Origin of the sequence: Planomicrobium soli, from assembly GCF_003014655.1 — a bacterium.
Taxonomy (GTDB): Bacteria; Bacillota; Bacilli; order Bacillales_A; family Planococcaceae; genus Planococcus; species Planococcus soli_B.
Genome location: NZ_PYAT01000001.1, coordinates 113,537 through 138,678, shown reverse-complemented (window position 1 = coordinate 138,678; position 25,142 = coordinate 113,537). Strand labels below are relative to the sequence as shown.

General features: G+C 43.6%; 25 protein-coding genes and 2 riboswitches. Of the genes, 14 read left to right on the top strand and 11 right to left on the bottom strand.

The features are described 5' to 3' along the window. Nucleotides 1-25: 25 nt before the first annotated feature. The 4 genes from B0H99_RS00630 to B0H99_RS00615 all read left to right on the top strand — a co-directional run bounded on the left by B0H99_RS00630 (nt 26) and on the right by B0H99_RS00615 (nt 3,768). Nucleotides 26-616, top strand: coding sequence for a DedA family protein (locus B0H99_RS00630; RefSeq protein ID WP_106531686.1), 591 nt, complete (start codon nt 26-28; stop codon nt 614-616). Nucleotides 617-683: 67 nt separating this feature from the next. Then, nucleotides 684-881: a DUF6501 family protein gene (locus tag B0H99_RS00625; RefSeq protein WP_106531685.1), complete on the top strand. Its 198-nt coding sequence runs from the start codon at nt 684-686 to the stop codon at nt 879-881. A gap of 166 nt (nt 882-1,047) precedes the next feature. After that, a complete protein-coding gene (locus B0H99_RS00620) occupies nt 1,048-1,905 on the top strand; it encodes an ATP-binding protein (RefSeq protein WP_106531684.1) in 858 nt (285 codons plus the stop codon). A gap of 9 nt (nt 1,906-1,914) precedes the next feature. After that, nucleotides 1,915-3,768, top strand: a complete 1,854-nt coding sequence (locus tag B0H99_RS00615) for a vWA domain-containing protein (protein WP_106531683.1) — start codon at nt 1,915-1,917, stop codon at nt 3,766-3,768. 130 nt (nt 3,769-3,898) lie between these two features. On the opposite strand, the gene B0H99_RS00610 is transcribed toward B0H99_RS00615, so the two are convergent. Both B0H99_RS00610 and B0H99_RS00605 read right to left on the bottom strand, forming a co-directional pair. Further along, nucleotides 3,899-5,083 carry a toxic anion resistance protein gene (locus B0H99_RS00610; RefSeq protein ID WP_106531682.1) on the bottom strand — a complete coding sequence of 395 codons (1,185 nt, stop codon included), beginning with the start codon at nt 5,081-5,083 and terminating at the stop codon, nt 3,899-3,901. Continuing rightward, on the bottom strand, nt 5,055-5,753 hold the full coding sequence (locus tag B0H99_RS00605; RefSeq protein ID WP_106531681.1) for a 5-bromo-4-chloroindolyl phosphate hydrolysis family protein: 699 nt from the start codon (nt 5,751-5,753) through the stop codon (nt 5,055-5,057). The genes B0H99_RS00610 and B0H99_RS00605 overlap by 29 nt, the downstream gene beginning before the upstream one ends. Before the next feature lie 475 nt (nt 5,754-6,228). On the opposite strand from B0H99_RS00605, the gene B0H99_RS00600 reads away from it, so the two are divergent. From B0H99_RS00600 to B0H99_RS00585, 3 genes are all read left to right on the top strand, one after another. Then, nucleotides 6,229-6,429, top strand: a complete 201-nt coding sequence (locus B0H99_RS00600) for a cold-shock protein (protein ID WP_106531680.1) — start codon at nt 6,229-6,231, stop codon at nt 6,427-6,429. A 233-nt stretch (nt 6,430-6,662) separates the two neighbouring features. Then, nucleotides 6,663-8,294, top strand: coding sequence for a M4 family metallopeptidase (locus B0H99_RS00595; protein ID WP_106531679.1), 1,632 nt, complete (start codon nt 6,663-6,665; stop codon nt 8,292-8,294). A 438-nt stretch (nt 8,295-8,732) separates the two neighbouring features. Beyond that, on the top strand, nt 8,733-9,209 hold the full coding sequence (locus tag B0H99_RS00585) for a YkvA family protein (protein WP_106531677.1): 477 nt from the start codon (nt 8,733-8,735) through the stop codon (nt 9,207-9,209). Between the two features lie 195 nt (nt 9,210-9,404). On the opposite strand, the gene B0H99_RS00580 is transcribed toward B0H99_RS00585, so the two are convergent. Together B0H99_RS00580 and B0H99_RS00575 are read right to left on the bottom strand one after the other, a co-directional pair. After that, a complete protein-coding gene (locus tag B0H99_RS00580; protein ID WP_106531676.1) occupies nt 9,405-11,012 on the bottom strand; it encodes an ABC-F family ATP-binding cassette domain-containing protein in 1,608 nt (535 codons plus the stop codon). Between the two features lie 200 nt (nt 11,013-11,212). Beyond that, entirely contained in the window at nt 11,213-11,449 is a 237-nt protein-coding gene (locus tag B0H99_RS00575; RefSeq protein WP_106531675.1) for a hypothetical protein, read from the bottom strand. A gap of 88 nt (nt 11,450-11,537) precedes the next feature. On the opposite strand from B0H99_RS00575, the gene B0H99_RS00570 reads away from it, so the two are divergent. Further along, complete coding sequence (locus tag B0H99_RS00570) at nt 11,538-12,713, top strand: MFS transporter (protein ID WP_106531674.1); 1,176 nt, start codon at nt 11,538-11,540, stop codon at nt 12,711-12,713. Nucleotides 12,714-12,738: 25 nt separating this feature from the next. On the opposite strand, the gene B0H99_RS00565 is transcribed toward B0H99_RS00570, so the two are convergent. Next, entirely contained in the window at nt 12,739-13,068 is a 330-nt protein-coding gene (locus B0H99_RS00565; RefSeq protein WP_181313531.1) for a hypothetical protein, read from the bottom strand. A 359-nt stretch (nt 13,069-13,427) separates the two neighbouring features. Then, nucleotides 13,428-13,958 (bottom strand): peptide-methionine (S)-S-oxide reductase MsrA, encoded by a 531-nt coding sequence (msrA, locus tag B0H99_RS00560; protein ID WP_106531673.1) that lies wholly within the window; start codon nt 13,956-13,958, stop codon nt 13,428-13,430. Nucleotides 13,959-14,108: 150 nt separating this feature from the next. Between msrA and B0H99_RS00555 the strand changes: the two genes are divergently transcribed. From B0H99_RS00555 to B0H99_RS00545, 3 genes are all read left to right on the top strand, one after another. Beyond that, nucleotides 14,109-15,080, top strand: a complete 972-nt coding sequence (locus B0H99_RS00555; RefSeq protein WP_106531672.1) for an LCP family protein — start codon at nt 14,109-14,111, stop codon at nt 15,078-15,080. Nucleotides 15,081-15,143: 63 nt separating this feature from the next. Further along, nucleotides 15,144-16,334, top strand: a complete 1,191-nt coding sequence (locus B0H99_RS00550; RefSeq protein WP_106531671.1) for an AI-2E family transporter — start codon at nt 15,144-15,146, stop codon at nt 16,332-16,334. A 62-nt stretch (nt 16,335-16,396) separates the two neighbouring features. Further along, the gene (locus B0H99_RS00545) at nt 16,397-16,816 is read left to right on the top strand and encodes a sporulation protein (protein WP_106531670.1); all 420 of its coding nucleotides are present in this window, start codon (nt 16,397-16,399) and stop codon (nt 16,814-16,816) included. A 410-nt stretch (nt 16,817-17,226) separates the two neighbouring features. On the opposite strand, the gene B0H99_RS00540 is transcribed toward B0H99_RS00545, so the two are convergent. Genes B0H99_RS00540 through B0H99_RS00525 form a run of 4 tightly spaced genes read right to left on the bottom strand, consistent with a single transcriptional unit; the run spans nt 17,227 to nt 20,562 of the window. Next, on the bottom strand, nt 17,227-17,985 hold the full coding sequence (locus tag B0H99_RS00540) for an energy-coupling factor transporter transmembrane component T family protein (RefSeq protein WP_106531669.1): 759 nt from the start codon (nt 17,983-17,985) through the stop codon (nt 17,227-17,229). Beyond that, nucleotides 17,966-19,402, bottom strand: coding sequence for an ABC transporter ATP-binding protein (locus B0H99_RS00535; protein WP_245894345.1), 1,437 nt, complete (start codon nt 19,400-19,402; stop codon nt 17,966-17,968). The genes B0H99_RS00540 and B0H99_RS00535 overlap by 20 nt, the downstream gene beginning before the upstream one ends. Continuing rightward, nucleotides 19,389-19,970 (bottom strand): ECF transporter S component, encoded by a 582-nt coding sequence (locus tag B0H99_RS00530; RefSeq protein WP_106531667.1) that lies wholly within the window; start codon nt 19,968-19,970, stop codon nt 19,389-19,391. Before B0H99_RS00530 ends, B0H99_RS00535 begins: the two co-directional genes overlap by 14 nt. Before the next feature lies 1 nt (nt 19,971). Further along, entirely contained in the window at nt 19,972-20,562 is a 591-nt protein-coding gene (locus B0H99_RS00525) for a YkoF family thiamine/hydroxymethylpyrimidine-binding protein (protein ID WP_106531666.1), read from the bottom strand. A 97-nt stretch (nt 20,563-20,659) separates the two neighbouring features. After that, nucleotides 20,660-20,767, bottom strand: a riboswitch (TPP riboswitch). Nucleotides 20,768-21,191: 424 nt separating this feature from the next. On the opposite strand from B0H99_RS00525, the gene B0H99_RS00520 reads away from it, so the two are divergent. Then, complete coding sequence (locus tag B0H99_RS00520) at nt 21,192-21,950, top strand: TerC family protein (RefSeq protein ID WP_106531665.1); 759 nt, start codon at nt 21,192-21,194, stop codon at nt 21,948-21,950. 185 nt (nt 21,951-22,135) lie between these two features. Here B0H99_RS00520 and B0H99_RS00515 read toward each other — a convergent pair whose 3' ends face one another. Beyond that, complete coding sequence (locus B0H99_RS00515; RefSeq protein ID WP_106531664.1) at nt 22,136-22,981, bottom strand: SDR family oxidoreductase; 846 nt, start codon at nt 22,979-22,981, stop codon at nt 22,136-22,138. A gap of 296 nt (nt 22,982-23,277) precedes the next feature. After that, nucleotides 23,278-23,386, top strand: a riboswitch (SAM riboswitch). Nucleotides 23,387-23,453: 67 nt separating this feature from the next. Here B0H99_RS00515 and B0H99_RS00510 point away from each other — a divergent pair. Together B0H99_RS00510 and B0H99_RS00505 are read left to right on the top strand one after the other, a co-directional pair. Beyond that, nucleotides 23,454-24,467: a methionine ABC transporter ATP-binding protein gene (locus B0H99_RS00510; RefSeq protein WP_106531663.1), complete on the top strand. Its 1,014-nt coding sequence runs from the start codon at nt 23,454-23,456 to the stop codon at nt 24,465-24,467. Continuing rightward, nucleotides 24,457-25,128, top strand: coding sequence for a methionine ABC transporter permease (locus tag B0H99_RS00505; protein WP_106531662.1), 672 nt, complete (start codon nt 24,457-24,459; stop codon nt 25,126-25,128). Before B0H99_RS00510 ends, B0H99_RS00505 begins: the two co-directional genes overlap by 11 nt. Nucleotides 25,129-25,142: the final 14 nt, after the last annotated feature.

The following is a 25,142-nucleotide window of genomic DNA, read 5'->3' as shown; positions in this document are numbered from 1 at the left end:
ATGGTTTCTAAAGGCGGTGAAAGGGATGGATATTAAACTTTTAGTTGAATTGGTTAATGAGTATGGTTATTTTGCTATGTTTATTTTTAACTGGATATTGATATTAGGGGTACCCATCCCAAATGAAGTTGCAGCCGCTTTTTCTGGCATGTTGACAGAATTGAGCTATTTCAATCCTTTTTACGCCTTCCTTTCAGCCTATTTAGGGTTGATTTCCAGCAACACATTCGCCTATTTTATCGGCCGCCTATTCGGAAGCCGTTTGATTCGTTATTTAAACAGAACGAAAATGAAGAAAGTGCTTGAAGGCTTTAGCGTTTTTTTAGAAAAGCGGGGAAGTTGGGCAATTTCTCTAAGTTTTTTCTTGCCGGGAATCCGATGGGCGATGCCTTACGTAGTAGGCGCTAACCGCTTTTCTTTTTCCCGCTACATATTATATGCTTATCCAGCTGGCAGCATTTGGATGTTCATATATTTTAATTTAGGCCGTACTTTTCCTTATGCGTATCGAAGCATTTTGGAACATATCAAAGGCTTTTCTATTACGCTTTCAATCCTTGTCGCACTTTTTTTTATCGGCCGTTTTTTTTACCAATCCAAAGGGGCGCGTAAATAGCTTGTTTGATATTCAAGGCTTTTTTCCTTATACTAGAGGAATAGACGGATAGCAAAGGATGAGGACTGTGATTCATAATGAATGGCAAACAAAAGAAACTATCAAAACTGTTACGTGCAAGCATACAAATGCTTCAAAATTTCTAGTTTCTAATGTACTTACTGAAGGAAAAACGTATGAAGTGAAAAACGAAACAGAAGAATTCATCTTTGTCGTAGATAATACCGGCAAAGTCGGCGGATATTACAAGACGTATTTTGAATAAGAAACGTTAAGGCGGTCTTTAATTTCCGATTGGCAAGAATGGGGCTGCAGAAGCGGCTCTTTTGCCTTGCAGGGTAAGGAGCCGCCTTTGAAGACTGGAGAATAGGAAAAGAAGAAATGGCCGATGAGCGTTCATCGGTTTTTTCTATGGAGAAGAGGGAACAGAAATGTCGTTGATTGAAAAAGAAATCGAAAAAAGAAACGAACGCTCGCATGGAGATTACAGCACATTGATCGGCAAGGGCGGCTATATCGCACCTGACGAATTTCTATGGCAAGATATTTTATCAGCTGTCGTTTTGCGAAAACCTGTCTTGTTAAAAGGCCCAACAGGTGCAGGCAAGACAAAGCTTGCGGAAAGCATTTCTGCAAGCTTTTCCCAACCGATGCAAAGCATCAATTGTTCCGTCGATCTGGATGCAGAAGCATTGCTCGGCTTTAAGACGCTTGTTCAGCGAGACGGCCAAAGCGCTATCGAGTTTGTGGAAGGGCCGGTCGTAACTGCGATGAAAAAGGGCCATTTCCTATATATTGATGAAATCAATATGGCTAAAGCTGAAACGCTGCCGATCCTGCACAGTGCATTGGACCATCGCCGTATGATGACCAATCCGTTCACTGGAGAAGTGATTCAAGCGCATCCGGATTTCGGGGTTATTGCTGCGATCAACGAAGGGTATATCGGCACGACACCGATGAACGAAGCACTGAAAAACCGCTTTATCGCATATCCGATACCATACTTGACAGGTGGGCAGCTGGCTGAATTGTGGGACCGCGAGTTTCCGGAAGCTCCGCGCCATTTAAAGGGCTTTATGCTGGAGCTTGCAGCTGATTTGATGAAACAGGTGGAGAACGGCTTGCTGTCGGAAGAAGCGGCTTCAATACGGAGTTTGCTTGATGCTACGGCATTGTCAATGCACATGGATCCGCTCCGGGCAGTCCAGTATGCCATCGCTGAAAAATTAGAAGATGAAAGTGAACGAGAATTGTTCATGGACTTGGCCAATACTTGGAAAAAGTAGGTGGAAAGAATGGCTTCGGTTAACCGCTTTATTCAATTTAACAATGAAACACTGGATACAAAAATGCTCCATCAAATGGAACTGCTGGCCGGGGCGCTGGCGGATGCTCCTTATCTGAAAGTGACCACCCGCAAATTGATGGAAGTACGCCCCTCCGAGTCGGCCATATCGATAAGTGTTTTTTGGAAACACCGCCCCAAACACATTGAGCGCAATGGATACAAATCAGATATTTATTTGCTTGGAGCCGGATTCTGGCGTTATTTCAATCTAAGAGACTGGCGCCGGTTTGTTCGGATGGATTCCAAGCTGCCTTCGCTAAGGGAACAGCTGCTGTTATGTGCAGAAGAATTCCGGTTATCAGAAAAAGTGGCAAAAGAACGCCCGGGAACTGCTGGAGCATTTTCCATTAGAGATCAAGTCTATACGGTTTACCATAAAGGCCAATTTCAACAAAATCGGCAAAAAGGTTTTTCCGCGGATGCTTTTTTGAATGCAGCTTATTTGCGGTTGCGTGGAGAAGAAGTTGGGATGAATGATTTACTGGAACCATTGTTCCACACATGGAGCTTGTTGTTTGATGCACGTTCGACTAAGGATTCTATTCGGGTCGTCGATCAATTAATGATGCGGCTTGAATATCAACTGGAAACAGATATGGTGCACACTTACTATACATTTGGAGATTCCGCTGAAAAAGTGCCTCCTTTTCATTACCATGAAGGCATAGAAGCCGAAAGAGCAGAAAACGAAGAGGAAATCGAAACGATTGAAGAGTGGTTTCAGTCGTGGCATCGCGAAACTGAGATTTCAGAAACGGCTGCAATGGAATTTGAATTAGAGCGGGGAGATTCCCAGTTGGCAGAAGGCGGCAGGGAAGAACAAGGAGACGGTGAAGTACAGCAAACAGCAAAGGGGAATTCTGCAGGCGACCACATTGAAGGAAATGAAGAAGAAGACCGCCAGATGGACAAAGCGCCGAAAACAGCTAGCGGCAAATTTGGTTCAGCGAATGACCAAGTCGTATACAGTGAAAGCCGAATCGGCATTAAATCGGATGCGCAGCCGCTTATCGACTTATGGCGCAAAAAGCAGGCGCCGTTTGTGCGTGCTCTATTGAAGGAGTTAAAAAAACGAATAACACAACGGCAAGAAAGCGTGCGCCAAAATTTGAATGCGGGGCGCTTGTCGAAGAACTTGATGCCGCTCATTATTGAAGAACGCCCAAAGCCGTTTTACCGGAAAACGGCGCCTTCAAAAGAATTGGATGCAGTATTTTGCTTACTGATTGACGGCTCGGCATCGATGATCGACAAGCTCGATGAAACAAAACAAGCGGTTTTGCTTTTTCATGATGTGTTGAGGAGTTTAAATGTGCCGCATGAAATCGTGTTGTTTTACGAAGATGCTTTCGAGGCGAGCGATGCCAGCCAACCAAATTATTTTGAATGGATCCATAAGCTGGAAGATGGCAATCGGGATCATGCGCAAGCCATTGCCTCGATGGAGGCCCATGAAGACAACAGGGACGGCTTCGCCATCCGGTGGATGTCCAACCGCATGAAAAAAAGAGCTGAAAAGCACCGGTTCTTGCTGGTGTTTTCTGACGGGGAGCCATCTGCCTATAATTATGCGGAGAACGGCATCGTTGATACAGCAAACGCTGTATCGGAAGCGAAAAAACAAAGGATTGAAGTGCTGCACTTGTTTTTGAGCAGCGAACCGATCACTGATGAACAAGCGGCTTTTTATCGAATGATGTATGGCAACAAATCCGTCAGTGCCGATTCACTGGAACAGTTTGCCGAACAGACGCTTAGGCTGCTGAAACGGACACTGCATTTGGTCATCCAATCGGCATAAAGCGGTCGGATCAAGTGCAGCCTTAGACAAGAATTTCTTGAAATTTAGGATACTTGAGAGAAACGGGACAGTTCCTGTGCTTAGAAAAAGTAAAAAACCCGTAAAGCTTATGCTTTGCGGGTTTTACGTTTTAGTAAGTGGTATTTCCTTCTTTACCGTCATGAACAGCAAGCAGTCGTTGCTTAAGGTCTTCTTCCATTTTGCCGAGTTCAACTTCTGCAGCTTTACGGTTTCTGCGGCCTTCAGCTTGAATGCGGAGCGTTTCTTCAATAGTGGTCAATAAGTTTTCCTGTGTTTGTTTTAAAGTTTCGATTTCAACAATGCCGCGTTCGTTTTCCTTAGCGGTCTCGATCGAGTTTAGTTTCAACATCTCGGAATTTTTCAACAGCAATTCGTTTGTTGTCGCTGTTACTTGCTTTTGCGCTTCAACAGCTTTCATTTGGCGATTGAGCGTCAAGGCGATGGCAATCTGGTTTTTCCATAAAGGGATGGAAGTCATAATAGACGATTGGATTTTTTCAGCAAGCGTTTGGTTGGTTTGTTGGATCATACGGATTTGCGGCGCACTTTGGATCGTAATTTGGCGGGATAACTGCAAATCATACAAGCGTTTTTCCAAACGGTCCAAAAATTGTGCCATATCGTTGACTTCCTGATAAGCCATCTGATCATTCGAAGCTTCCGCTTTTTTGCGAAGAGCCGGAATCGTTTCATTCATGATTTCATCGCGCTTCAACTCAGCGGCAGCGATATAGACATTCAAGGCTTGAAAGTAAGTCTTGTTCTGGTCATATAATTGTTCAAGCATCTGAACGTCTTCGAGCAATCCCCGTTTTGAATGATCAAGCTGAATAGAAATACGGTCCACTTGGGTACTTAATTTCTGATATTTCGTCATCATTTCCTGGACAGAATATTTTGCTTTAGCAAACATTTTACGGAGGCCGGATTTCTTTTTCTGGGACAGTTCTTCAGGGTTCAACTCCTGAAGCTTTCTCATTAAATCGTGCAGCACATCGCCGACCGGACCAATATCCTTTGATTGAACATGGTCAAGCATTTTGTGCGAAAACTGGCTTAGCTGGTTTTGGGCATTTGCTCCATAAGTCAAAATTGCTTCGTAATTCCCTGCTGGAATTTGCTTCGCTAAATTGCGCGCTTTTTCTTGTTCATCTTTGGATAAGCGTTCCATCAATGCGACAGGACGGCCGTTAGTTTGTTCTGTAAGGCTTGTCTCAGTTTTTTCTGGTTGGATGCCAAATGGCGATTCAAGCAAATCATCCAATTCACTTCGAGTTGATCGATTTTCTGTCATGGTCCATGTCTCCTTCACTATCTGTTTGAGGTGGTGCTCCAAGCAATTGGTGATCTTGCTTGTCGAGTGTCATTTGTGCGTATTCCAGTTCCATCCGCAACTGTTCGACATCGGTGGACAAAACCTTCTTCAAGTCTTTTTCCATCACATCGATCATGGAGGTAAGGGTATCGCGCGTATCCTGCAAAGCGATTTTCAACTCTTTGTCTTTTACCGGCTGCCCGATAAGATGCGTATATTTTTCCGTAAGTTCAAGCGCCGTATCCAAATGGGAATAAAAAAACGGCTCTGCCAAATAAAACTTTCTTGGATTCTGCTGGACATTGGCAATGATCTTCTGGCCGAGGCGAACCATTTCCCGTATCTGCTTGTAATAGGAAATCGAACGGACCCGGTAATAATGACCTTGCAGTTGTTTGATCTTTGCTTTAGCTTCTTTAATTTGGATCCTTACATGTTTATATTCGCTCCGCGTCATATGAAACCTTTTTGAGTCGGAAGAAAATTGAAATTGTTTGATGGTAGAGGTGCTGGCAATATAAGATCCGGCTGCCACAGCCCCGGAAGCAATCATGCCTATTTCCGCCCCTAAATAAAGGACTGGAAAAACAGCTGTCATGATAGGCAAGCTGATCCCATGCCGCATGATGAATTTCTCGAATGGCTTCATGAAAAGGTCCTCCTTCTCTGCTCTCTTTTAATACGTTTTGTCAGATGAAAAGTTTCATTTATTTGCTCTTAACTCCTATTTTACGGGAAAGAAGAAGGCAATACAAACTTGCTGGTTATCAGAAAATTTGAAAAAAAGGTGGACAATCCTGAAAATCTTTGGCACAATTTATAGTAGAAAGAGACGAATAAAAGCTGTTAAAAAGATTTTCAATAGAGCTGATTAAGTACAAAAGACTAACGAATTTTCAAAAAAACGGATAAAAGTTAAATTTTTAATAAGTTTTTAGATTTATTTGACTTTTTATGAAAAATTGATATAATTGACTTAAGAATTAAAAAACGTATTTGAACCACAGAGAGCTATTCACCTATTCAAAAAAGTGATCAGCACGTGATGGTACTTTTTTGAATATGTGAATTTTTTTTATGGGAATTCCATATTGCAAATTTTTCATTCTCAGGAGGTTGTTCACATGCAACAAGGTACAGTTAAATGGTTTAATTCAGAAAAAGGCTTCGGATTTATCGAAGTTGAAGGCGGAGATGACGTATTCGTTCACTTCTCAGCGATTCAAGGCGATGGCTTCAAAACGCTTGACGAAGGACAAAAAGTAGAGTTTGAAGTAGAGGAAGGCAACCGCGGACCTCAAGCTACAAATGTAACTAAAATCTAATCTCCAAGACCTGCTCATTTTGAGCAGGTCTTTTTTTATTGCTTTAATAAAGCGGCAAGAAGATGATTGTTGCAAGGCGCTCAATGTTTCAACAATCTGGCATGCACAGGTATTTCGACCTGAAGGGAAATAAGAGAAATAGCTAAAGGAAACTATATATTCTGATTATTCAAGGCATTATGATGGACTTAACTATTCTAACTTTATAAAAAAGATTAAGAAGAGGTGAGGAAATGAAACGCTTAGTCAGTTTAGGTTTTGTCGTCGCATTAACGTTTTCAGGTTTATCCCCTTCAGCTGCTGCAGGTTCTAACGATCGCATTTCCGAAACGGTGAGCTATAACGCTGAAACAGGAACACCTTATTTTATTGCTGGAACTTTAACAACGCCTTCTCTAAATTCACCTACAAACATCGTTCTTTCTTATCTGGAAGAAAAAGAAAAACTTTATTCTATAGAAAGCGGTGGTAAAACTACCTTCGATCCAGTCAGCGAAAAAACGGATGAATTAGGATTCACAAACATAAAACTTCAGCAAATGCACAACGGTATTCCTGTGTTCGGTTCAATTCTATCAGCTTTAGTCGACCAAGCTGGAGTTTTGACTGCAGTATCCGGGGAAGTAGTTCCAATTCCGCCTATGAAGGCTGTTGAAAAAACCTCTCTCTTGCCGGTTTCAGAAGCTTCAGCGGCAATATTGGCAGACTTAGGCGCCAAGCTTGGTGCCGCTCCCGAAATAATTCATGAGGAGCGCCCTTCGCTCACAGTTTATGTCAGCGAAGGAGAAGCGAAATTCGCCTACAGCAGCGAAGTGGAATTTTTGAAGCCGGAACCGGGGAATTTCCATTATCTCATTGATGCCTTGAGCGGCAAGGTTTTAACTTCTTTTAATCAAATTCATCATGCTGATCCAACAGGTAAAGATACAGTTTCTGCCGGCAAAGGGTTGATTGGAGATAAGAAAGCTATTCATACCATCAAAAACGCAGAAGGAACCTTTTTATTAGACCGTACGCGGGGCAAAGGAATCTTGACATATGATGGTGCTAAAGGGCTTTTGCTGCCTGGAAAGCTTTGGAGAGATTCCGACGGTATTTTCAACGAGTCTTATGACGGAGCCGCCGTAGACGCCCACGTTTATGCCGGTCAGACATTCGATTACTACAAAAATATCCACGGCCGCATCAGTTATGACGGCACAGGTGCCAAAGTGGTATCGACGGTCCATTACGGTGAAAATTACAATAACGCTTTTTGGAGCGGATCGCAAATGGTGTACGGAGACGGGGATGGCGTCATGTTCAGTCCGTTATCAGGATCGCTTGATGTAGTTGCACATGAGCTGACACACGCAGTTACAGCTTCGACTGCAAAATTGATTTATCAAGGAGATTCAGGCGCCATCAACGAGTCGATGTCGGATATTTTTGGAATACTGGTGGAAGACCACTTCAAGAATAGCCCCGACTGGCTAATTGGTGAAGATATTTACACGCCTAAACAAAAAGGTGATGCGCTTCGCTCCTTGGCAGATCCAACTGTAAGTGGCCAGCCGGACCATTATACGAAACGCTATATGGGAACGGAAGATTACGGCGGAGTGCATATCAACTCCGGTATCGGCAATAAAGTCGGCTTTTTGCTTGCGAGTGGCGGCACGCATTTCAACATAAAAGTACAGGGAATCGGTAAAGCGAAAACTGGTAAAATTCTTTATCGTACTTTAACGCAATACTTGACGCCGAAGACGACCTATAGGCAATACCAGGCTGCAGCCGTCCAAGCGGCTACCGATTTGTACGGTGCATCCAGCAGCGAAGTCGCCAGTGTAAAAGCGGCATTTTCTGCTGTAGGTTTGAAATAAAATGGTATTCAATTTAAAGAACGGTTCCCTGAACGGTTCTTTTTTTTATTGGGCACTCTATTCCGGCTGCTTTCTTTTCTGCGTTTGATAATTGTTCTGTTCCGGGTATAAAAGAAAGACGAGAAAAAGGCCAAATTAGGAGGTTTTGCTTATGAATAACGCAAGAGGCAAAGTGAAATCGTTTGATGGAGATAAAGGATAGGGCTATATTGAGAGACGACGGAGAACTGTTTTTTGCCGAAAAAATCAATATTGATATGGATTTAGAAGTCTTTATGCATGACAGCAGGTTACTTTCGCCAGTGCCCAAGGAAATCCTGAAAAGAAACGGATTGCCGCTTTTCTTAAGGCATCGATTTTGGATGAATCTCGTCTGAAGTTTCAATCGTTAGGAATACAGGTATAGAAACCTATTAAAAGAGTGGGAGGGGAGATAAGATGACCAATGAATATTTAAGCAGACCGTTGCCAAGCCAAGAAGAGCAACAGGACTTTTACCAGCATCTGCGTGCAAAAGTACAAAACTGGCTTGATAATCGCTCTGGTGTAGTAAGTAAAATTGGGAAATATATTTTGTTTGCACCTGATTTATTTCATTTGCTTACCAAAATGATGCTTGATTCCCGAATTGACGCGAAAAGCAAAGGATTGGTCGGTGCAGGGATTTTGTATTTTCTGGCTCCCATGGATTTTCTTCCGGAAATTCTAGTCGGGCCTGGAGGCTTTGCTGATGATGTGGTAGTGGCCGTTTTTATCGTTAACACGCTCCTCAACAAATTCCCTAGTGAAATCATTGAAGAGCATTGGGCGGGGGATGAAGAATTGTTGAGTGTTGTCCGAGGCATTTCCGATTCAGGCAGCAAATTCGTGTCCAAACTGCCTGCTGGGCGATTGGTCAAACGCTTTATGAAATAATAGAAAAACCGCAGCCCATACAGCTGCGGTTTTTTCTTGAGGAATTTTTGGCGAGTACCAACTTTTCCGGGCCGAGTTTCAACAAACTTGCCATGAGTTTCAACTTTCTACTCTTGAGTTCCAACCTATAACAAAAAATAAGCTCTAAATAAAAAAACCTGGCTTTCCATTTCTGGAAGCCAGGTTTTGGTTTTATTAGTTGGTGATGCCTTGGGTTTCTTTCCATTCCAAAAATTCATCGTACGTCAATTGCTTGTCGAGGATCGAGCCGTCTTCACGGATTTCGATAACACGGTTTGCAATCGTCTGGATAAACTGATGGTCATGGGAAGTGAAGACCATTGCGCCTTTGAAAGCGATCAAGCCGTTATTGAGTGCTTGAATTGATTCCAAATCCAAGTGGTTGGTCGGTTCATCAAGCAATAAGACGTTAGCATGTGACAACATCATCTTAGACAGCATGCAGCGCACTTTTTCTCCACCTGAAAGCACAGAAGGTTTCTTTTTCACTTCTTCGCCGGAGAATAACATTCTGCCGAGGAAGCCGCGAAGGAACGTTTCGCTTTCATCTTCTGGCGAGTATTGGCGCAGCCAGTCGACTAGGCTTTGTTCCGAGCCTTCAAAATAAGCAGTGTTATCAATCGGCAAGTAAGCGCGAGAAGTAGTTACGCCCCAACGGACAGATCCTGCAGCCGGTTCGTCTTCTTCAGCCAGAATGCGCAAAAGTGCGGATTTTGCCAACGGATCGCCGATCAAAACGATTTTGTCTTCTTTGCTCATGTTGAAGTTGATGTTGTTTAATAATTGATTGCCATCAACTTTTTGGCTCAAATCTTTTACAGTCAGAACATCATTGCCGATTTCGCGGCCAATCGTAAAGTTGACGAACGGGTACTTGCGGGAAGAAGGGCGGATATCATCCAATTGGATCTTATCGAGCATTTTCTTCCGTGAAGTTGCTTGCTTGGATTTAGAAGCATTTGCAGAGAAACGGGCGATAAACGCTTGCAGCTCTTTGATTTTTTCTTCTTTTTTCGAGTTCTGGTCAGAAGCTAGGCGAGTCGCCAATTGGCTTGACTCATACCAGAAATCGTAGTTTCCGACATAAAGCTGGATTTTACCGAAGTCAAGATCCGCAATATGGGTACATACTTTGTTCAAGAAGTGGCGGTCATGCGATACGACAATAACCGTGTTCTCGAAATTGATCAAAAACTCTTCCAGCCATTTGATCGCGTTCAAGTCCAAATGGTTGGTAGGCTCATCCAGAAGCAAAACATCCGGTTTGCCGAACAGGGCCTGGGCAAGCAAAACTTTTACTTTATCCGATCCGGAAAGTTCAGCCATTTTCTTATCGTGCAAGTCTTCGGAAATACCAAGTCCTTGCAAAAGAATAGCGGCTTCCGATTCGGCTTCCCAGCCGTTTAGTTCTGCGAATTCGCCTTCCAGTTCAGCGGCGCGCATGCCGTCTTCATCAGAAAAGTCCTCTTTCATGTAGATGGCATTTTTCTCGGACATGATGTCATATAATTTTTTGTGTCCCATAATGACCGTTTCAAGGACAGGGTACTCTTCGTATTCAAAGTGATCCTGTTTCAATACCGCCAAACGTTCTCCGGAACCCATGTAGACGTTCCCGGATTGCGCTTCAATATCACCTGACAAGATTTTGATGAATGTCGATTTTCCGGCGCCGTTCGCACCGATCAATCCGTAACAATTACCTGGGTTAAATTGAATGTTAACATCTTCGAAAAGTTTGCGGTCACCAAAGCGAAGACTTACATCGTTTACTGCTATCATTTTACGTACCTCCTAAATTTCACAATAAGAAGAGTATACCATGAAACAGACGGAAATCGATAGCAATCAGCCGCAGTCTGGGATAAACTTAAGCAGATTGTTTTAATCTGGGTATTTGTGCAGTGAGTGATTTTATGAATCTGAAATATGGCGCGGCACATTAACTCTTTATACAAATCTCTAGGAAGTTGTGGTGCGGCTTAATTTTTATATTTTCTTTCTATATAAGCTTCAAGCAAACCAAGGTCTTTGTTCAACAAATATTCCATACGGACATAGTCTTTGCGCGTCGGGATGTGTTCTTTCGTCAAGCCTTTCATTGAAAAGATGAAGTAGTAGCCGCCGATTTGGCGGAACAGCACTACCACATGCGGGAATTCATCAAAAACAGCTTTTATATTATAGCGTTTTGCATAGCTCCAATTTATCAGTTTCATCGGATTACCTGCCTTTCACACCTATATCTTAATCAAAACCGGCGGGGAACACAAGTTTGTATAGGAAATTGCTAGGAGGAAATTGAAGATGGGAGTTTTATTAAAAAAATCGCCGTTGGGCTTAATGGTTGTAGCCATTTTCTTTATTTCATTGAATTTGCGGCCAGCCATTTCGTCGATCGGCCCATTATTGGAAACCATACGCAGCGATTTAGATTTAACCAACAGCGAAGTAAGCTTACTGACTTCGGTTCCTGTATTTTGCATGGGGCTGTTTGCACCATTTGCCGTATGGTTCGGCCGCAGATTCGGGGTCAAGGCGAGCATCACACTCCTGCTTCTGGTAATCGGCTTGTTTACGTTGCTGAGGGGGCTTGTTCCGACATACCCCGTTTTATTTGCCAGCTCTTTTTTTATCGGATTGGCAATCGCCATCATCAGTCCGCTTGTTTCTGCTATGATCAAACAAAACTTTCCTTCCCTCACCCCGGCGCTTATCGGCGTTTATTCGTTCGGCATGGGGTTGGGGGCGGCGCTTAGTGCCGGCTTGACCAGTGTATTATATGCGGCAGCAGGCTGGCCGTCTGCGCTGGCGAGCTGGGGCTTGCTTGCCATTGCTGGAATTCTATTATGGCTTCGGGTCGAGCAACCGGTGAAAAAGCCGTCAGCAGTTGGAACAGAAAAAGTACGAATACAAGCATCACCGTGGAAGAACAAACGTGCTTGGTTTATGTTAATTTTCTTCGCCTTTCAGTCGGCGCTCTTTTTTTCGTTGATTACCTGGCTTGCACCCATTGCAATAGACAAAGGAATGTCTGTACTGTCGGCAGGTGCGGTACTAACGCTCATGTCAGCTGTTCAGCTTCTAGGAAATTTGTCGATTCCATTGCTGCTCGAAAAGTTTCCAAGCCGTTTCTTATGGATTATAGTCAGTTTAGCTCTCGGAGCAGTGGGCATCCTGATGCTGTTATTTGGTGGAGTTGGCTTTGTCTGGGCAGCCGCCGTTTGCCTTGGGTTGACATTAGGCAGCTTGTTTCCGATTGCTTTGCTCATGCCGCTTGACGAAAACCAGACAGCGGAAGGCGTCAATAGCTGGACAGCGATGATCCAGTCAGGCGGCTATATTATTTCAGGCACTATGCCTTTTGTGATCGGCATTTTATATGACCGGTATGAGACGCATACCATCACGCTCTCGATGCTTTTAGGATTTTCAGCTATCTTGTTGATTTTCGCTTGCTTGCTTTATATAAAACGGCGATAAAAAAACACTGCAAAAGCAGCGTTTTTTATTCAGAGTCGAGGCTTTTCTCTTTAGACAAAAACAGCAGAAAATTTTTATAGGTACTGCTGTGGGTGACGAAAACCCAGGAAAGAAACAACGAAAAAACCGGGAAGATAACACACCACGAAAAAATCATAGCGAACGGGATTTGCGTATCGGGAAATTTATAAGAGAAATACCAGGAGTTATAAAACAAGTTTAAAAACAATGTTGTGACCGGTCCTATATACACCTTTTTTAAGGCAACAGCAGCAAGAACACCAATGCCAATAACAGCTAGCGGGACAATTAACAACTGCATAACGAGCGGATCAATGGCTGCGATTATATTCATGAAATTCCTCCATGGCAATTAATTAATCAGAAATGGGCATCTCGCTTCTCCTATTTTGATTGTAATTAAACAGAAAAATCTGTCAATCTTTTTTTAATGCATTTTTAATAATTAAGTATCCATTTTAATAAAAAATAGCTAAAATGTAATAATAGAAGCAGATGATTAGTAAATAAAGACTGGTAGGATAGTTATAAGCATTTGAAGGAAGATTTTTGTAAAAGGGCGAGAAGAAATCGAGGTTAGCTTTACATAATATTTTTATGGATTATCTTAGGTGTTCAGCTCTGTCACTTTACCTGATGTGGCATTAGAGCTGAGATTTAAAACAATAGGAGAGCAAAAAAAAAGCTGGCGCATCAAGCGTCAACTTTTTCCCAATTATCTTTTATAAATTCTACTCTGCCGGATTTTGCCAGGTCTTCCTTGTACTCATCCGGGCTTTTCTTGTAAAAGTCTTGGTGGTAATCTTCAGCTTCATAAAATGGCACGGCATCCAAAATTTCTGTCACGACAGGTTTTTGAAAACGGCCGCTCGCAGCTAGTGTTTGTTTTGATTTTTCTGCTAAGCCGCGCTGCTTTTCATTATGTACGAAAATAGCAGGGCGGTATTGCGGTCCGCGGTCTTGGAATTGGCCTTCATTGTCCGTCGGGTCGATTTGCTGCCAAAAAATATCGAGCAATTGCTCGTACGGGAAAACGTCCGGCTGAAATGTAATTTCTACCGCTTCTAAATGGCCGGTCGTTCCGGTTTTTACTTGTTCGTATGTCGGATTTTCGACGTGCCCGCCTATATAGCCGGAAACCACTTTTTCAATGCCGTCAAACTGGTCGAATGGCTTGACCATACACCAAAAACAGCCGCCTGCAAATGTCGCTTTTTCTGTCATGAATCATTATCTCCTCTCGCCTATATATGGTGAATTCTATCATTACCGCAGGTTTGCGACAATTATAATGTATTTGATGAGAAAGCAGAAACTTCTTAGAGCCAATGAACGTCTTATGGCTATAGGGAAATTAGAAAGGAATGTCAATCAATGGAACCTGAACAACAAATTAGAAAAAATCGGCGCAAGAAGAAAAAATTTCGTTTTCGAGGATTCTTATTTATGCTGCTTATTGCCGTATTAGCAATAGGGGCTTATGTATTTTTGCAATTTCAGAGTGGCCATAAACTAGCCGAAGAAAACTCAGACTTGCCGACAATCGCATTTGATGGCGATCCGGAAACCGGGGATTATGAAAACATCCTGGTGCTTGGCGTCGACTCACGCGGTGAGGAAGCGTCACGCACGGATACCATGATGCTTGTATCTCATAATAAAAAGACAGATGAAGTAAAAGTCACTTCATTCATGCGGGATATCTATGCTGCGATTCCAGGGTATCAATCCTATAAATTGAATACTGCTTATTTTCTAGGAGCTAGAGAAGGCGGAATGGAAGGTGGAGTGGATCTTCTGGCAAATACATTGCGGTCGATGTTCGGCATTAAAATTCACCATTTCGCTCTGATTGATTTTGAAAGCTTCGAAAAGCTGGTCGATATTGCGGCACCAAATGGTATTGAAATCGATGTTCAGAAGAAAATGTCGAAAAACATCGGTGTCACACTGACGCCAGGTGTCCAGAAGTTGAACGGCAAAGAGCTTCTCGGCTATGCACGTTTCCGCGCGGACCAGGAAGGCGATTTTGGTCGCGTCCGTCGCCAGCAGGAAGTGATGACGGCCCTGAAAGAAGAACTAATGTCCGTATCGGCTGTTCCCAAATACCCGAAATTAGCTGGTGCGGCTAAAGGTTATGTCCAGACGGATTTAACCGTCAGCAACCAAATCCAAATGGCGACCAGCATCGCGATGAACGGCGGGGCAGGCGTTGAACGGTTGACGCTTCCAATCGAGAATGGTTATACATTCGCTTCTTACTCTCATGCCGGTTCAGTCATTGAAATGGATATTGAGAAGAACAAGCAAGCGTTAAGCGAATTTTTATCACAACCGCTTGATTAAAAAGTCAGATAATATGTTAAAATTGAATAGAGGTTACATCAGTTATAGAAAGTAGGAGTGGGAATGGAGCCGGAAAAACAGTCATTTTTTTCTACCAATTTCATCCGTTTTCTCGGAGGAACAAATACGCTTTTTACCTTGATTGCGCTTGTTTTAATTGGTCTGGTCATTTTCATCTTCCGTGAAGTGTCATTTATATTTAATCCGCTGCTTGTGTTCATGAAAACGATTGTCTTGCCGGTCATCTTAGCGCTCGTTTTGTATTATTTGCTTCGTCCCGTGCTGCGGGTCCTCGAAGGGTTGAAGATTTCCCGACTTTGGGGCATAGTCATTATTTTCGTAGGGGTAACCGGCCTGTTGACTTTGCTGATTGTGTTGGTATTGCCTTTTTTAAGAGCGCAAACCCAGACATTGATTATGGAGTTCCCTTCATATTTCATGCAGCTTCTGACAACAACAGATGCTTTCTTGCGCAATAATCGCTATATCGGCGAATACTATATTAATTCGAGCTTTAATATTGAAGAGCTGCTGACGACGCTGCCAGACACAATCAATCAAACATTTGAGGCGACAGCGGCTACAGTTTTGACAGGCATTACCGGATTTATTTCCACCGTCACTGGAGTTGTATTGTCGATCATCATCGTACCGTTCATCTTATTCTATTTGTTAAAAGACGGGGAAAAATTACCGGAGACATTTATCAAAGCCTTGCCGCCGCGCTTTCGGCATGATACACAGATTGTCCTTAAAGAAGCGGACAAGCAAATTGGGGCTTATATTCAAGGCAAACTCATTGTCGGCGCTTTTATCGGCGTAATGGTGTATATCGGTTTCTTGATCATCGGATTGGATTATGCGCTGTTATTCGGTTTTATTACCGGCGTTACAAGTGTAATTCCGTATATCGGTCCTGCAATCGCCTTTGCGCCGGCTGCAATTGTAGCGATAGTCATTTCGCCGTTCATGCTCATCAAAGTCGGCATTGTATGGACTATCGTCCAAATACTGGAAAGCAACATCATTTCGCCTCAAGTCATGGGGAAAACGATGTTCATCCATCCGATCACCATCATATTTGTGCTTTTAACGGCTGGTTCGTTGTTCGGCATTGTCGGCGTAATTTTTGGTATTCCGGCATATGCACTGGTTAAAGTGCTTGTTGCTCATCTTTACAAACTATTCAAACGCCGTTACAACAAACATGAAGCTAATCTGGAAAATCATTACGACTATACAGAACTTCTTTAACGGTTTGAAGAAGTCGGCATTGTGGTAAACATTCATTACTTAAACTTGGAGGTTGTCACTGTATGAAGTTTCGTAATTTTTTAACGAGCATCGGCTTTGGTTCTATGAAAGTCGAAACAGTTATTGAAAGGCCGCATCTTGATGAAGGTGAAACATTGAATGGAACCATCTACCTTCACGGAGGCGATGGAGAGCAAGATATCGAGTTTGTCGAACTTAAGGTCATCAAAGTGGTTGAAGATTACCGCGAAGACAGTGATTTTGATTATATTGAAACGGTTGTCGGCAAGCAGTCGATAGAATTTGCCGGATCAGTAAAATCAAAAGAAACGGTCATGAGGCAATTTGAAATCGTTCCGGACGAACGCTGGCTGTTCGACAGCGATAAGGCGAAACTCATTGTGCGCACAATTGTCCATATCGACAATGGCTTGGACGTGCAAGACGAAGACGAGGTTACATACGGCAAACTAGAGGGCTGATTTCAGCCCTCTTTTTTTGTGGGCATTTTTTTAAGGGAATGGCAAGAGGCTGGAAGTAAGTTGCAACTTTTGGGGACTGAGTTACAACTTTTTTAAGGCGAGTTGCAACTTATCGCAAGGGAGTTACAACTTACCTTTTTAAAAGTTAAAAGGTAAGTGAGTGGAAATATTTTCTTCATGAAGATTCAGGGTTCTAACATGAACTATCAGTATTTTTACATGAAGTATCTGTATTTCAACATGCGATCTTAACTTCTTAACATGAAAAACAACTTTTTACCAGTTGGAGCAAAAGCTAAAAGATTAATAGCTTGTTTTCAGATTTAAATGTAATTAATTACATAAGGAAATAACGAAATAAAAAACTAGCAAACAAGAAAAAAACTACCTGCAAAAGCAGGCAGTATAAATTAATCAGTCAATAAAATTCCACCAGTACAACTCGCAACTAAAACACATAAAAAGAAAGTAGCCAACAAAAAGTCTGTTTTAGTCAACATGATCGGACGATAGAATTCGGTAGGCGCTTTGCCGGTAAAACCACGCGCTTCCATGGCAAACGCTGCGCGTTCAGCTTTACGGACGGCGCCGGCAAGCATCGGCAATAAGAGGTGCCGAAGGTTCAGCAGCCGGCGCCACCAGCTTTCCTCGACAGGAACGCCTCGAAGGCGCTGTGCTTGCTGAATCTGGAAGAACTCGTCCTTCAATACAGGCAAAAATTGATAACTGACCATAACTCCGTAAGCAAGTTTTGGGGAAAGCTTCAATTGCTGCATCAAGCTCATAACGAATTTCACAGGATCTGTCGTCAGCGCGAACAAGAGAGACAATGTGGAAAAGGCCATGACACGAAAGGACAGGGACAAGGCTCGCTGCCATTGTTCTTCGGTCACGGAAATGCCGGCAAAAGTCAATATCGCTTCACTGCCATCATTTGCACCGAAAACTAAAGCTGTCCATAGATAACCGAACGCTCCGAGTGTGAACGGCAGCATTAGCACAAACCATAGCTTCCAATTGATACGGCTCCAAAAGACCTGCATAAGAATAATGCCGATCCAAAACAGGGCAGGTGTCCATGGATCAAAGAAAAACGCTAGCGTTAACATTGCTAAAGTGACTGCAACAAATTTTACTGAAGGGTTCATATCATGCAAAAGCTGCCGCATGTTGATCTGCTCCTTTTGGCGGCAGAAGCTGGTGCGACGCAAGAAGGGGTGCATCTTGCCAAATCTCGCTGGCTGCAAACTTGCCGGTCATTCTGCCGTCTTTAATGAGGATTACAGAGTTTGCAGCTGCAGCCGCAAACTCCATGTCATGAGTGACAATCAAAAAACTGATGCCTTCCTGTACGCGTTCATGGATCAATTCAAACAATTCTTGTAGGCATGAAGCATCTTGTCCGGAAGTAGGTTCGTCCATCAATATTACTTTGCGGTTGTCAGCAAGCATTGCACCGATGGCAACGCGGCGTTTCTGTCCATGGCTAACAGAGAAAGGATGGGCATCTTTTAAATGCTCAAGAGCCAGGCGATGCAACAAGGATTCAACTTCTGAAGAAGAAGCGAAGCCGGAATACCTTAACTCTTTTTCAATGGTTTTTTCTAGAAACAAAAATTCAGGTGATTGCGGTACATAGCCGACCCTCTCTGGCTCGACGGTTCCCGATGAACGTTTATAAATGCCGCAAAGCGATTTCAATAACGTCGATTTGCCAGAACCGTTCGGACCGGCTATTACAACTACTTCGCCCCGTTTTGCTTGGAACGATAGAGGAAAGAGCAGCGTTTCGTTTTTTATTTTCACAGAAACAGCGTCAACGGATAACGCTGGTTCCGTTTCCACAGCTGATGCGCGCCTAGTATAAAAGATTGGAGTTTTCCGGCGAAACGGTCCATCCGCAATAATGCGTCCAGAATGGTCCATGGAAATTTCACGGTCGAAAAAGCTTCCCCATAAGTCTAACCGGTGCTCCACAGCAACGATCGTCAAGCCGACTTCTTTATGAAGCCCCTCGAGCCAAGTGATAAACTGTTGGGCCGTTAGTGGGTCAAGATGCGAGAGCGGTTCGTCCAGCAGCAGGACCTCCGGTTTCATAACGAGTGCGCAAGCTGTAGCTACACGCTGTTTCATGCCGCCGGATAAAGATTGGATAACCGTATGCCGAAGAGCAGATAACCTGGTCAACTCCAATACATCCCTAATCCGGCTTTCCATTTCAATGCGCGGGACCTGTAAATTCTCCAGTGTGAAGGCCAACTCCTCTTCGACTGTAGGCATGCAGAATTGCGAATCCGGATCCTGAAAAACGGTCGCCACCTGATGGTTGATTTCACCGGGAGCATAAACTTCAGACTTTTTGCCGAATAAACGAATGTCGCCAGTAACGATTCCGTCGCAATTTTCCGGGTATAAACGGTTCAGCAAATACAAAAGCGTGCTTTTGCCGCAGCCGCTTGGCCCGCTGATCGTGACACGATCCCCTTCTCGAATGGTGAAGGAAACTCCGTTCAATATTTCTTTGTCGTCTTCCGGGAAACGGAACGATACATCACGGAGAGTAAAAACGTCTTTATGCACCTGCATCACCTTTTTTCGCCCGTGAAATGGCATAGCCGCGAAGAGAGCCGGTCGCAAGCAAAGCATCTGCCAGGTATTTGCCGCCGATGCCTGCAATAATCATGCCGCTGAGCACCCGAAGCGTAAACATAAGAGCAACAAAAGAAGGGTCGAGTGCGGCATAGCCGGAAAGGAAATAGCCGTAGACAAAACTGAATACCGCAGCTCCCGCACCTGCAAGCATCATGATGGCCAGATTGAAATGCTTGTACCCTGTCACTGCGAATGCGGCTTCTGCGCCCAATCCCTGAATGACGCCTGACAAGATAAGCCTCGGTCCGATTGCGTTGCCGAGCATCACTTCGATGATGGCAGCAAGCGTTTCGGGCAGCACCGCGGCTCCAGGCTTCCGGATGATCTGCATCGAGATGATCGAGACGATGAACCATATGCCGAACATCCACTCATAGGCAATCGGACCAATGACGCCGGCCCAAATATTCCCCAGATGGATTGCAAGCAAATAGACGATGCCAAAGACGACGCCGAAAAGCGACATTAATACGATTTCTTTTAATTTCCACGATTTCAGCATGTTACGCACCTCCGTGCGATGGGCTGTTGATGCTCATCGAAACCGTCATTACCAAGTGGCGATGTTTTTCTGACCGTGCATTGGTGAATGCTTCTTCATAGAAAGAGAAGACATCATGGATATCACCGTGGATGCCGCTCGCATAATGCATGGAATCGTTAAAAACGCCGCGTTCTTTCGCCCGGTCGACTTCGCGGTAAATGACGGCCATGTAATCGGGATTGTTCATCGGATATAGTGCAAATTGAGATGACACATATTGTTTTGTGCTGTCGTTGTTCAAAAGTACATCATCTTTTTCCAAATAGACATCGCCGGCTGAATCGCCCGGGCATCCAATGGAAAATGTGCCGGAAAGCGCAACGTGTTCTCCGGTTTTTGCAGCATGCAGGGTTATCGCTTTTGCCACATTGAATACATGATTCTGCTTTCCACGGATTACTGTTGATACATCGTCTGTGTGCATCCAAACATTAGACGTATCCGTCTCTTTCAAAGCCCCTTTGATCACTCCAATAAAATCCCCAGTCATCGGATGCAGGGAAAAACGAAATCCGACGATTGGGCTCGTGCCGCATTGCAATGGTTCCATATTTATCTTCCTCCTTAAAATTTTGCACAAAAAAAGGCTGCATCCGCGAAGAAGCAGCCACTATCTCTATGCCTATAAATCTAAAAAGGATTTATAACAGAAATGCGCCGCACTTCCTCACGCCAGTATTACCTGGATCGAGTCATAAGGGATCGAAGCTTGCGCTTGCATCTCAGCCGAAAATCGGGCACCCCTAGTGCAGAAAACAGTATGCAGTTTTTTGTGAACGGGTTAATCCCGATAAATTTAGTGTAGCGGAAGGACACAGGGAAGTAAAGGACTGGTGTGAATTCATCTTACCTATAACGAATGTGGTTCGTAATTAATCCGCTGGATTGCAAAAAAGAAACTCGGTTTACCAAATCACCATTTTAAAAAAGCGGAATTTTAATTATTTCCTATGTTTTTATTGGTCAACACTTACTTTTAGATGATATACTCAAGGTACAACACAATAGCCTTTGACTTTATGTCGAGGGGGAGTAGCTATAGGGAGACCTATTTCACAATCGTCATTACATGGTTAAGAGCCATCGGTTGTGATAGCAAAACTTTTGCTTAGCGAGACCTTTGCCTTTTATTTGGGCAGGGGTCTTTTTTGTTGGCAAAAATCAAAAGGAGGACGAAAAATGGAAGCAATTCTTTTGGAGTATTTGTGGGTGCTGTTGGTTCTTGTGGCGTTGGAGGGGTTATTAGCTGCCGATAATGCTGTGGTGATGGCGGTCATGGTCAAACACTTGCCGAAAGACCAGCAGAAAAAAGCTTTGTTTTATGGATTATTGGGAGCATTCGTCTTCCGGTTTGCCGCATTGTTCACCATTACCTTATTGGTCGATGTATGGCAAATCCAGGCTCTAGGGGCAGCCTACTTGCTGTTTATCGCTTTTAAACATATTTACGATCAGCGAAAAGGCAAAGAACATTCCATCGAACCGGAAGCGACAAAAGGGTCCGGTTTCTGGATGACCGTGTTCAAAGTTGAATTAGCGGATATCGCATTTGCAATAGATTCGATGCTGGCTGCAGTCGCGCTAGCCATTACGTTGCCTCACCTAGGCAGCTTTGAAGTTGGCGGCATCAACGGGGGCCAATTTGGAGTGATGCTTGCTGGAGGCATCTTCGGCCTTATCATCATGCGCTTTGCCGCCCATAAATTCGTCAAGTTGCTGGCAAGCTACCCGCAATTGGAAACGACTGCTTTCATTATCGTAGGATGGGTAGGGGTCAAACTGACGGTGCTCACTTTGGGGCATAAAGAGCTTGGCATCCTGCCTTATGAATTTGCTCATTCTACGGAATGGAAATTGATTTTCTGGGGAATTTTGCTTGGAATCGTTGCTGTGGGGGCTTTGATCAGCGTTAAGAAAAAGCGGGAACAGGAAGCTTAAAACTTATTAGCCTGGCGAATCGCAGTATAGACTGTCGTAAATTACTTGCTTAATATAGGCGATAGTTACAAACAAAGAGCAGAAAATTAAACCGAATTTCAGGATAGAGAAAGTTAAAAGATCTGCATGCACCATTGATTTGGGGATGCAGATCTTTTACCTTATTTATACTTGTCTTCACACAATCATTCCCAAGCATTTCGATAATCTTCAATGTATTGCTTGATTTTGCGAGGTTTTTTGCCAGTAAGCTTTTGAAAATCTGAAGATATCCCCTTGGCCAACCCTAACTTTGTAGGGAAATGGATGCCAACAACGATATTGATAAAGGCTTTATCTAGCTTACGGCTTAACATGTATTTTTTGAAGTCTTTTGCGGTTGGATTCGAATAATAAATAGGTCTTCCAAGTAGGCCACTCATTTTTTCTGCTACTTCTCCAAAATCTAAAGCTTCTCCGCCTGTGATCGTATAGGCTTTGTTCTCATGCTCTTTAGGATAGAGGAAAGACAAAGCAATCACATCTGCCAAATCACGTACATCCACGAAGCTGGTTTTTCCCTTGCCAGCGGGGACATAAATGCGATTGTACTCTTTAATTTCCACACATAAAAAATTATTTAGGTTCTGCATAAAGTAGCCGGCACGAATAAAGGTATAAGAGATGCTTTGTCTTTTAATCAGCTTTTCATTTTTATAGTGGTGGATAAACGGCAAAAACTGGACATCTTTTACCGATAAGTAAGTAATGTGCTGAATGCCCATTTTTTTAGCTTCTTTTAGAAATACATCAAATTGCAGCTTGTCTCCCGGCGGATATATCAGGAAGAGCTGATCCACTCTTTCAAGGGCAGGAGCAAAAGTTGCTGGATTTGCAAAATCTAAGTGAACAAAATCATAATCATCGCCAAAGCGATTGCGGCTTTTTTCCATATCTCTTACAGCACACTTAAACGGGATTCCATTTTTCTTTAAGCTTTGAGCCACTTCATAACCGACGGTCCCTGTAAAACCTGTTACTAAAACTGTCATTCTATTCACCGCTTTCTGAAGAGGATGCTCATTTCTTAAGGCAACAATTGCTGTCTATAATGACTGTATTCCCATCTTCATGTATTGTTATACAGTTTCAAGGTTTTACAGTATATTATGTAAAATGTCCATTATGGAAAAGTTATAAATGCATATTTCTATCAATAAAAATTAAAATAATCCTTACTTTTAGATAGCGCTTACAAAAAAAGCAGGGTAAAAAAATTCAAAAATACGTTTGACAGCAAGGAAAATGTTCTTTATCATAAGGTGAAACCAAACAACTATATATGGAAAAATTATCAAGAGAGACTGAGGGACAGGCCCGATGAAGTCCAGCAACCTCCAGTGTAAACTGGGAAGGTGCTAATTCCTGCAGAATGATTTCATTCTGAGAGATAAGCCAAATCCATTTTCGGTGCCTCTTTCTTAATGAAAGGGGCATTTTTTATTGGAGGAAAAGGAGAGAGACATGATTACGATCAGCAAGTTAACGAAAACGTATGAAACGAAAAAAGGAATGGTCACTGGCGTGGACAATGTCTCGCTGACGATCAACAAAGGCGAAATCTTTGGCATAGTCGGTTATTCCGGTGCGGGGAAAAGTTCGCTGCTGCGCTGCATGAATTTATTGGAGCGGCCGACAAGCGGTAACGTTACAGTAGATGGACTGGATCTGACGGGACTGAAAGGCGAAAGGCTGCGGCAGGCGCGTTTAAAAATCGGCATGATCTTCCAGCATTTTTACTTGATCAGCCAAAAGACGGTTGGCGAAAATGTGGCATTCGCGCTGAAAGCCGCAAGATTGCCTAAAGGAGAATCAATAAAGCGTGTCGATGAATTGCTTAAGATGGTCGGCTTGTCGGATAAAAAAGATGTGTATCCTTCGCAGCTCAGCGGTGGACAAAAGCAACGGGTCGGCATTGCCCGTGCGCTCGCCAACAACCCGAACGTGCTGCTTTGTGATGAAGCCACATCCGCTCTCGACCCAAATACGACCCTATCGATCCTTAGGCTCCTGAAGAAAATCAATCGCGAACTTAATATCACCATCGTCCTGATCACCCATGAAATGAATGTTGTCAAAGAAATTTGCGACCGTATGGCGATCATGCAGGATGGCCGAGTAATCGAAGAGGGGGACGTTTATGATATCTTTTCAGAACCGAAAGCAGAATTAACAAAAGAATTTATTTCGTCAGTCGTGTCGTTTGACGTGCCAAAACCTATATTAGCAGCTTGTACCGGCAGCATCATCAAAGTGCAGTTTAAAGGGGCGGTAGCAGGGGAAGGCGTCATCACGGATACAGTCCAGCATTTTGATGTTAAAGGCAATTTTCTTCACGGAACGATCGAATACATACAGGAAAAACCGCTCGGGCTATTCTTGATGGAAATCCAAGGAGATCCGGCAAATATCAACCGGGCAATTACGTATATGGAAGGCCGGGGAGCAAAAGTGGAGGTGATTCGAAATGGGCTTTGATTTTCAGCATATGATGGAACTGTGGCCGGACATTTCAAAAGCGTTCGGCGAAACCTTGTATATGATCGGCATCTCACTATCTATTGCCATTGTTGTCGGCTTGCCGCTCGGCATCGTGCTGTTTGTAACAGACCGCGGCTTGTTTCTGGAAAACCGGCTGGTTAAAACGGTTTTGGGCTTTGTTGTCAACATGGTGCGTTCCATCCCATTCATCATCCTATTGGTGGCATTGATACCGCTGACAAAACTATTAGTGAATTCGACAATCGGGCCGGCAGCTGCGAGCGTATCCCTGTCGGTCGCAGCCATTCCATTTTTTGCCCGGATCGTCGAGACGTCGCTCCGGGAAATCGATAAAGGCGTTATCGAGGCGGCAGTGGCGGTCGGTGCAACGCCTTGGATGATCATCAAGGACGTCCTGCTACCGGAAGCGAAAACAGGAATTGTTCAGGGCATTACGATCACCATCATCTCGCTCGTCGCCTATTCGGCCATGGCAGGCGTTGTAGGAGGCGGAGGAATCGGCGATTTAGCCATCCGCTTCGGCTATTACCGCTACGACAATACGATCATGATCGTCACCGTCATCATCTTGATTGTTCTCGTCCAAATTCTTCAGCAACTTGGAGACTGGACGTCAAAAGCAATAGATAAACGATAAAAAAGGAGAGAAAC

Excerpts from the sequence above, each read along its gene's own strand:
- B0H99_RS00575 (WP_106531675.1), bottom strand. The coding sequence starts at position 11,449 with ATGAAACTGATAAATTGGAGCTATGCAAAACGCTATAATATAAAAGCT.
- B0H99_RS00530 (WP_106531667.1), bottom strand. The coding sequence starts at position 19,970 with ATGCTGAAATCGTGGAAATTAAAAGAAATCGTATTAATGTCGCTTTTC.
- B0H99_RS00605 (WP_106531681.1), bottom strand. The coding sequence starts at position 5,753 with ATGAAGCCATTCGAGAAATTCATCATGCGGCATGGGATCAGCTTGCCT.
- B0H99_RS00535 (WP_245894345.1), bottom strand. The coding sequence starts at position 19,402 with ATGCAGGTGCATAAAGACGTTTTTACTCTCCGTGATGTATCGTTCCGT.
- B0H99_RS00565 (WP_181313531.1), bottom strand. The coding sequence starts at position 13,068 with ATGAATATAATCGCAGCCATTGATCCGCTCGTTATGCAGTTGTTAATT.
- B0H99_RS00570 (WP_106531674.1), top strand. The coding sequence starts at position 11,538 with ATGGGAGTTTTATTAAAAAAATCGCCGTTGGGCTTAATGGTTGTAGCC.
- B0H99_RS00610 (WP_106531682.1), bottom strand. The coding sequence starts at position 5,083 with ATGACAGAAAATCGATCAACTCGAAGTGAATTGGATGATTTGCTTGAA.
- B0H99_RS00505 (WP_106531662.1), top strand. The coding sequence starts at position 24,457 with ATGGGCTTTGATTTTCAGCATATGATGGAACTGTGGCCGGACATTTCA.
- B0H99_RS00600 (WP_106531680.1), top strand. The coding sequence starts at position 6,229 with ATGCAACAAGGTACAGTTAAATGGTTTAATTCAGAAAAAGGCTTCGGA.
- B0H99_RS00620 (WP_106531684.1), top strand. The coding sequence starts at position 1,048 with ATGTCGTTGATTGAAAAAGAAATCGAAAAAAGAAACGAACGCTCGCAT.
- B0H99_RS00525 (WP_106531666.1), bottom strand. The coding sequence starts at position 20,562 with ATGGAACCATTGCAATGCGGCACGAGCCCAATCGTCGGATTTCGTTTT.
- B0H99_RS00510 (WP_106531663.1), top strand. The coding sequence starts at position 23,454 with ATGATTACGATCAGCAAGTTAACGAAAACGTATGAAACGAAAAAAGGA.
- B0H99_RS00580 (WP_106531676.1), bottom strand. The coding sequence starts at position 11,012 with ATGATAGCAGTAAACGATGTAAGTCTTCGCTTTGGTGACCGCAAACTT.
- B0H99_RS00595 (WP_106531679.1), top strand. The coding sequence starts at position 6,663 with ATGAAACGCTTAGTCAGTTTAGGTTTTGTCGTCGCATTAACGTTTTCA.
- B0H99_RS00615 (WP_106531683.1), top strand. The coding sequence starts at position 1,915 with ATGGCTTCGGTTAACCGCTTTATTCAATTTAACAATGAAACACTGGAT.
- B0H99_RS00555 (WP_106531672.1), top strand. The coding sequence starts at position 14,109 with ATGGAACCTGAACAACAAATTAGAAAAAATCGGCGCAAGAAGAAAAAA.
- B0H99_RS00585 (WP_106531677.1), top strand. The coding sequence starts at position 8,733 with ATGACCAATGAATATTTAAGCAGACCGTTGCCAAGCCAAGAAGAGCAA.
- B0H99_RS00630 (WP_106531686.1), top strand. The coding sequence starts at position 26 with ATGGATATTAAACTTTTAGTTGAATTGGTTAATGAGTATGGTTATTTT.
- B0H99_RS00550 (WP_106531671.1), top strand. The coding sequence starts at position 15,144 with ATGGAGCCGGAAAAACAGTCATTTTTTTCTACCAATTTCATCCGTTTT.
- B0H99_RS00515 (WP_106531664.1), bottom strand. The coding sequence starts at position 22,981 with ATGACAGTTTTAGTAACAGGTTTTACAGGGACCGTCGGTTATGAAGTG.
- B0H99_RS00540 (WP_106531669.1), bottom strand. The coding sequence starts at position 17,985 with ATGCGGCAGCTTTTGCATGATATGAACCCTTCAGTAAAATTTGTTGCA.
- B0H99_RS00520 (WP_106531665.1), top strand. The coding sequence starts at position 21,192 with ATGGAAGCAATTCTTTTGGAGTATTTGTGGGTGCTGTTGGTTCTTGTG.
- msrA (WP_106531673.1), bottom strand. The coding sequence starts at position 13,958 with ATGACAGAAAAAGCGACATTTGCAGGCGGCTGTTTTTGGTGTATGGTC.
- B0H99_RS00545 (WP_106531670.1), top strand. The coding sequence starts at position 16,397 with ATGAAGTTTCGTAATTTTTTAACGAGCATCGGCTTTGGTTCTATGAAA.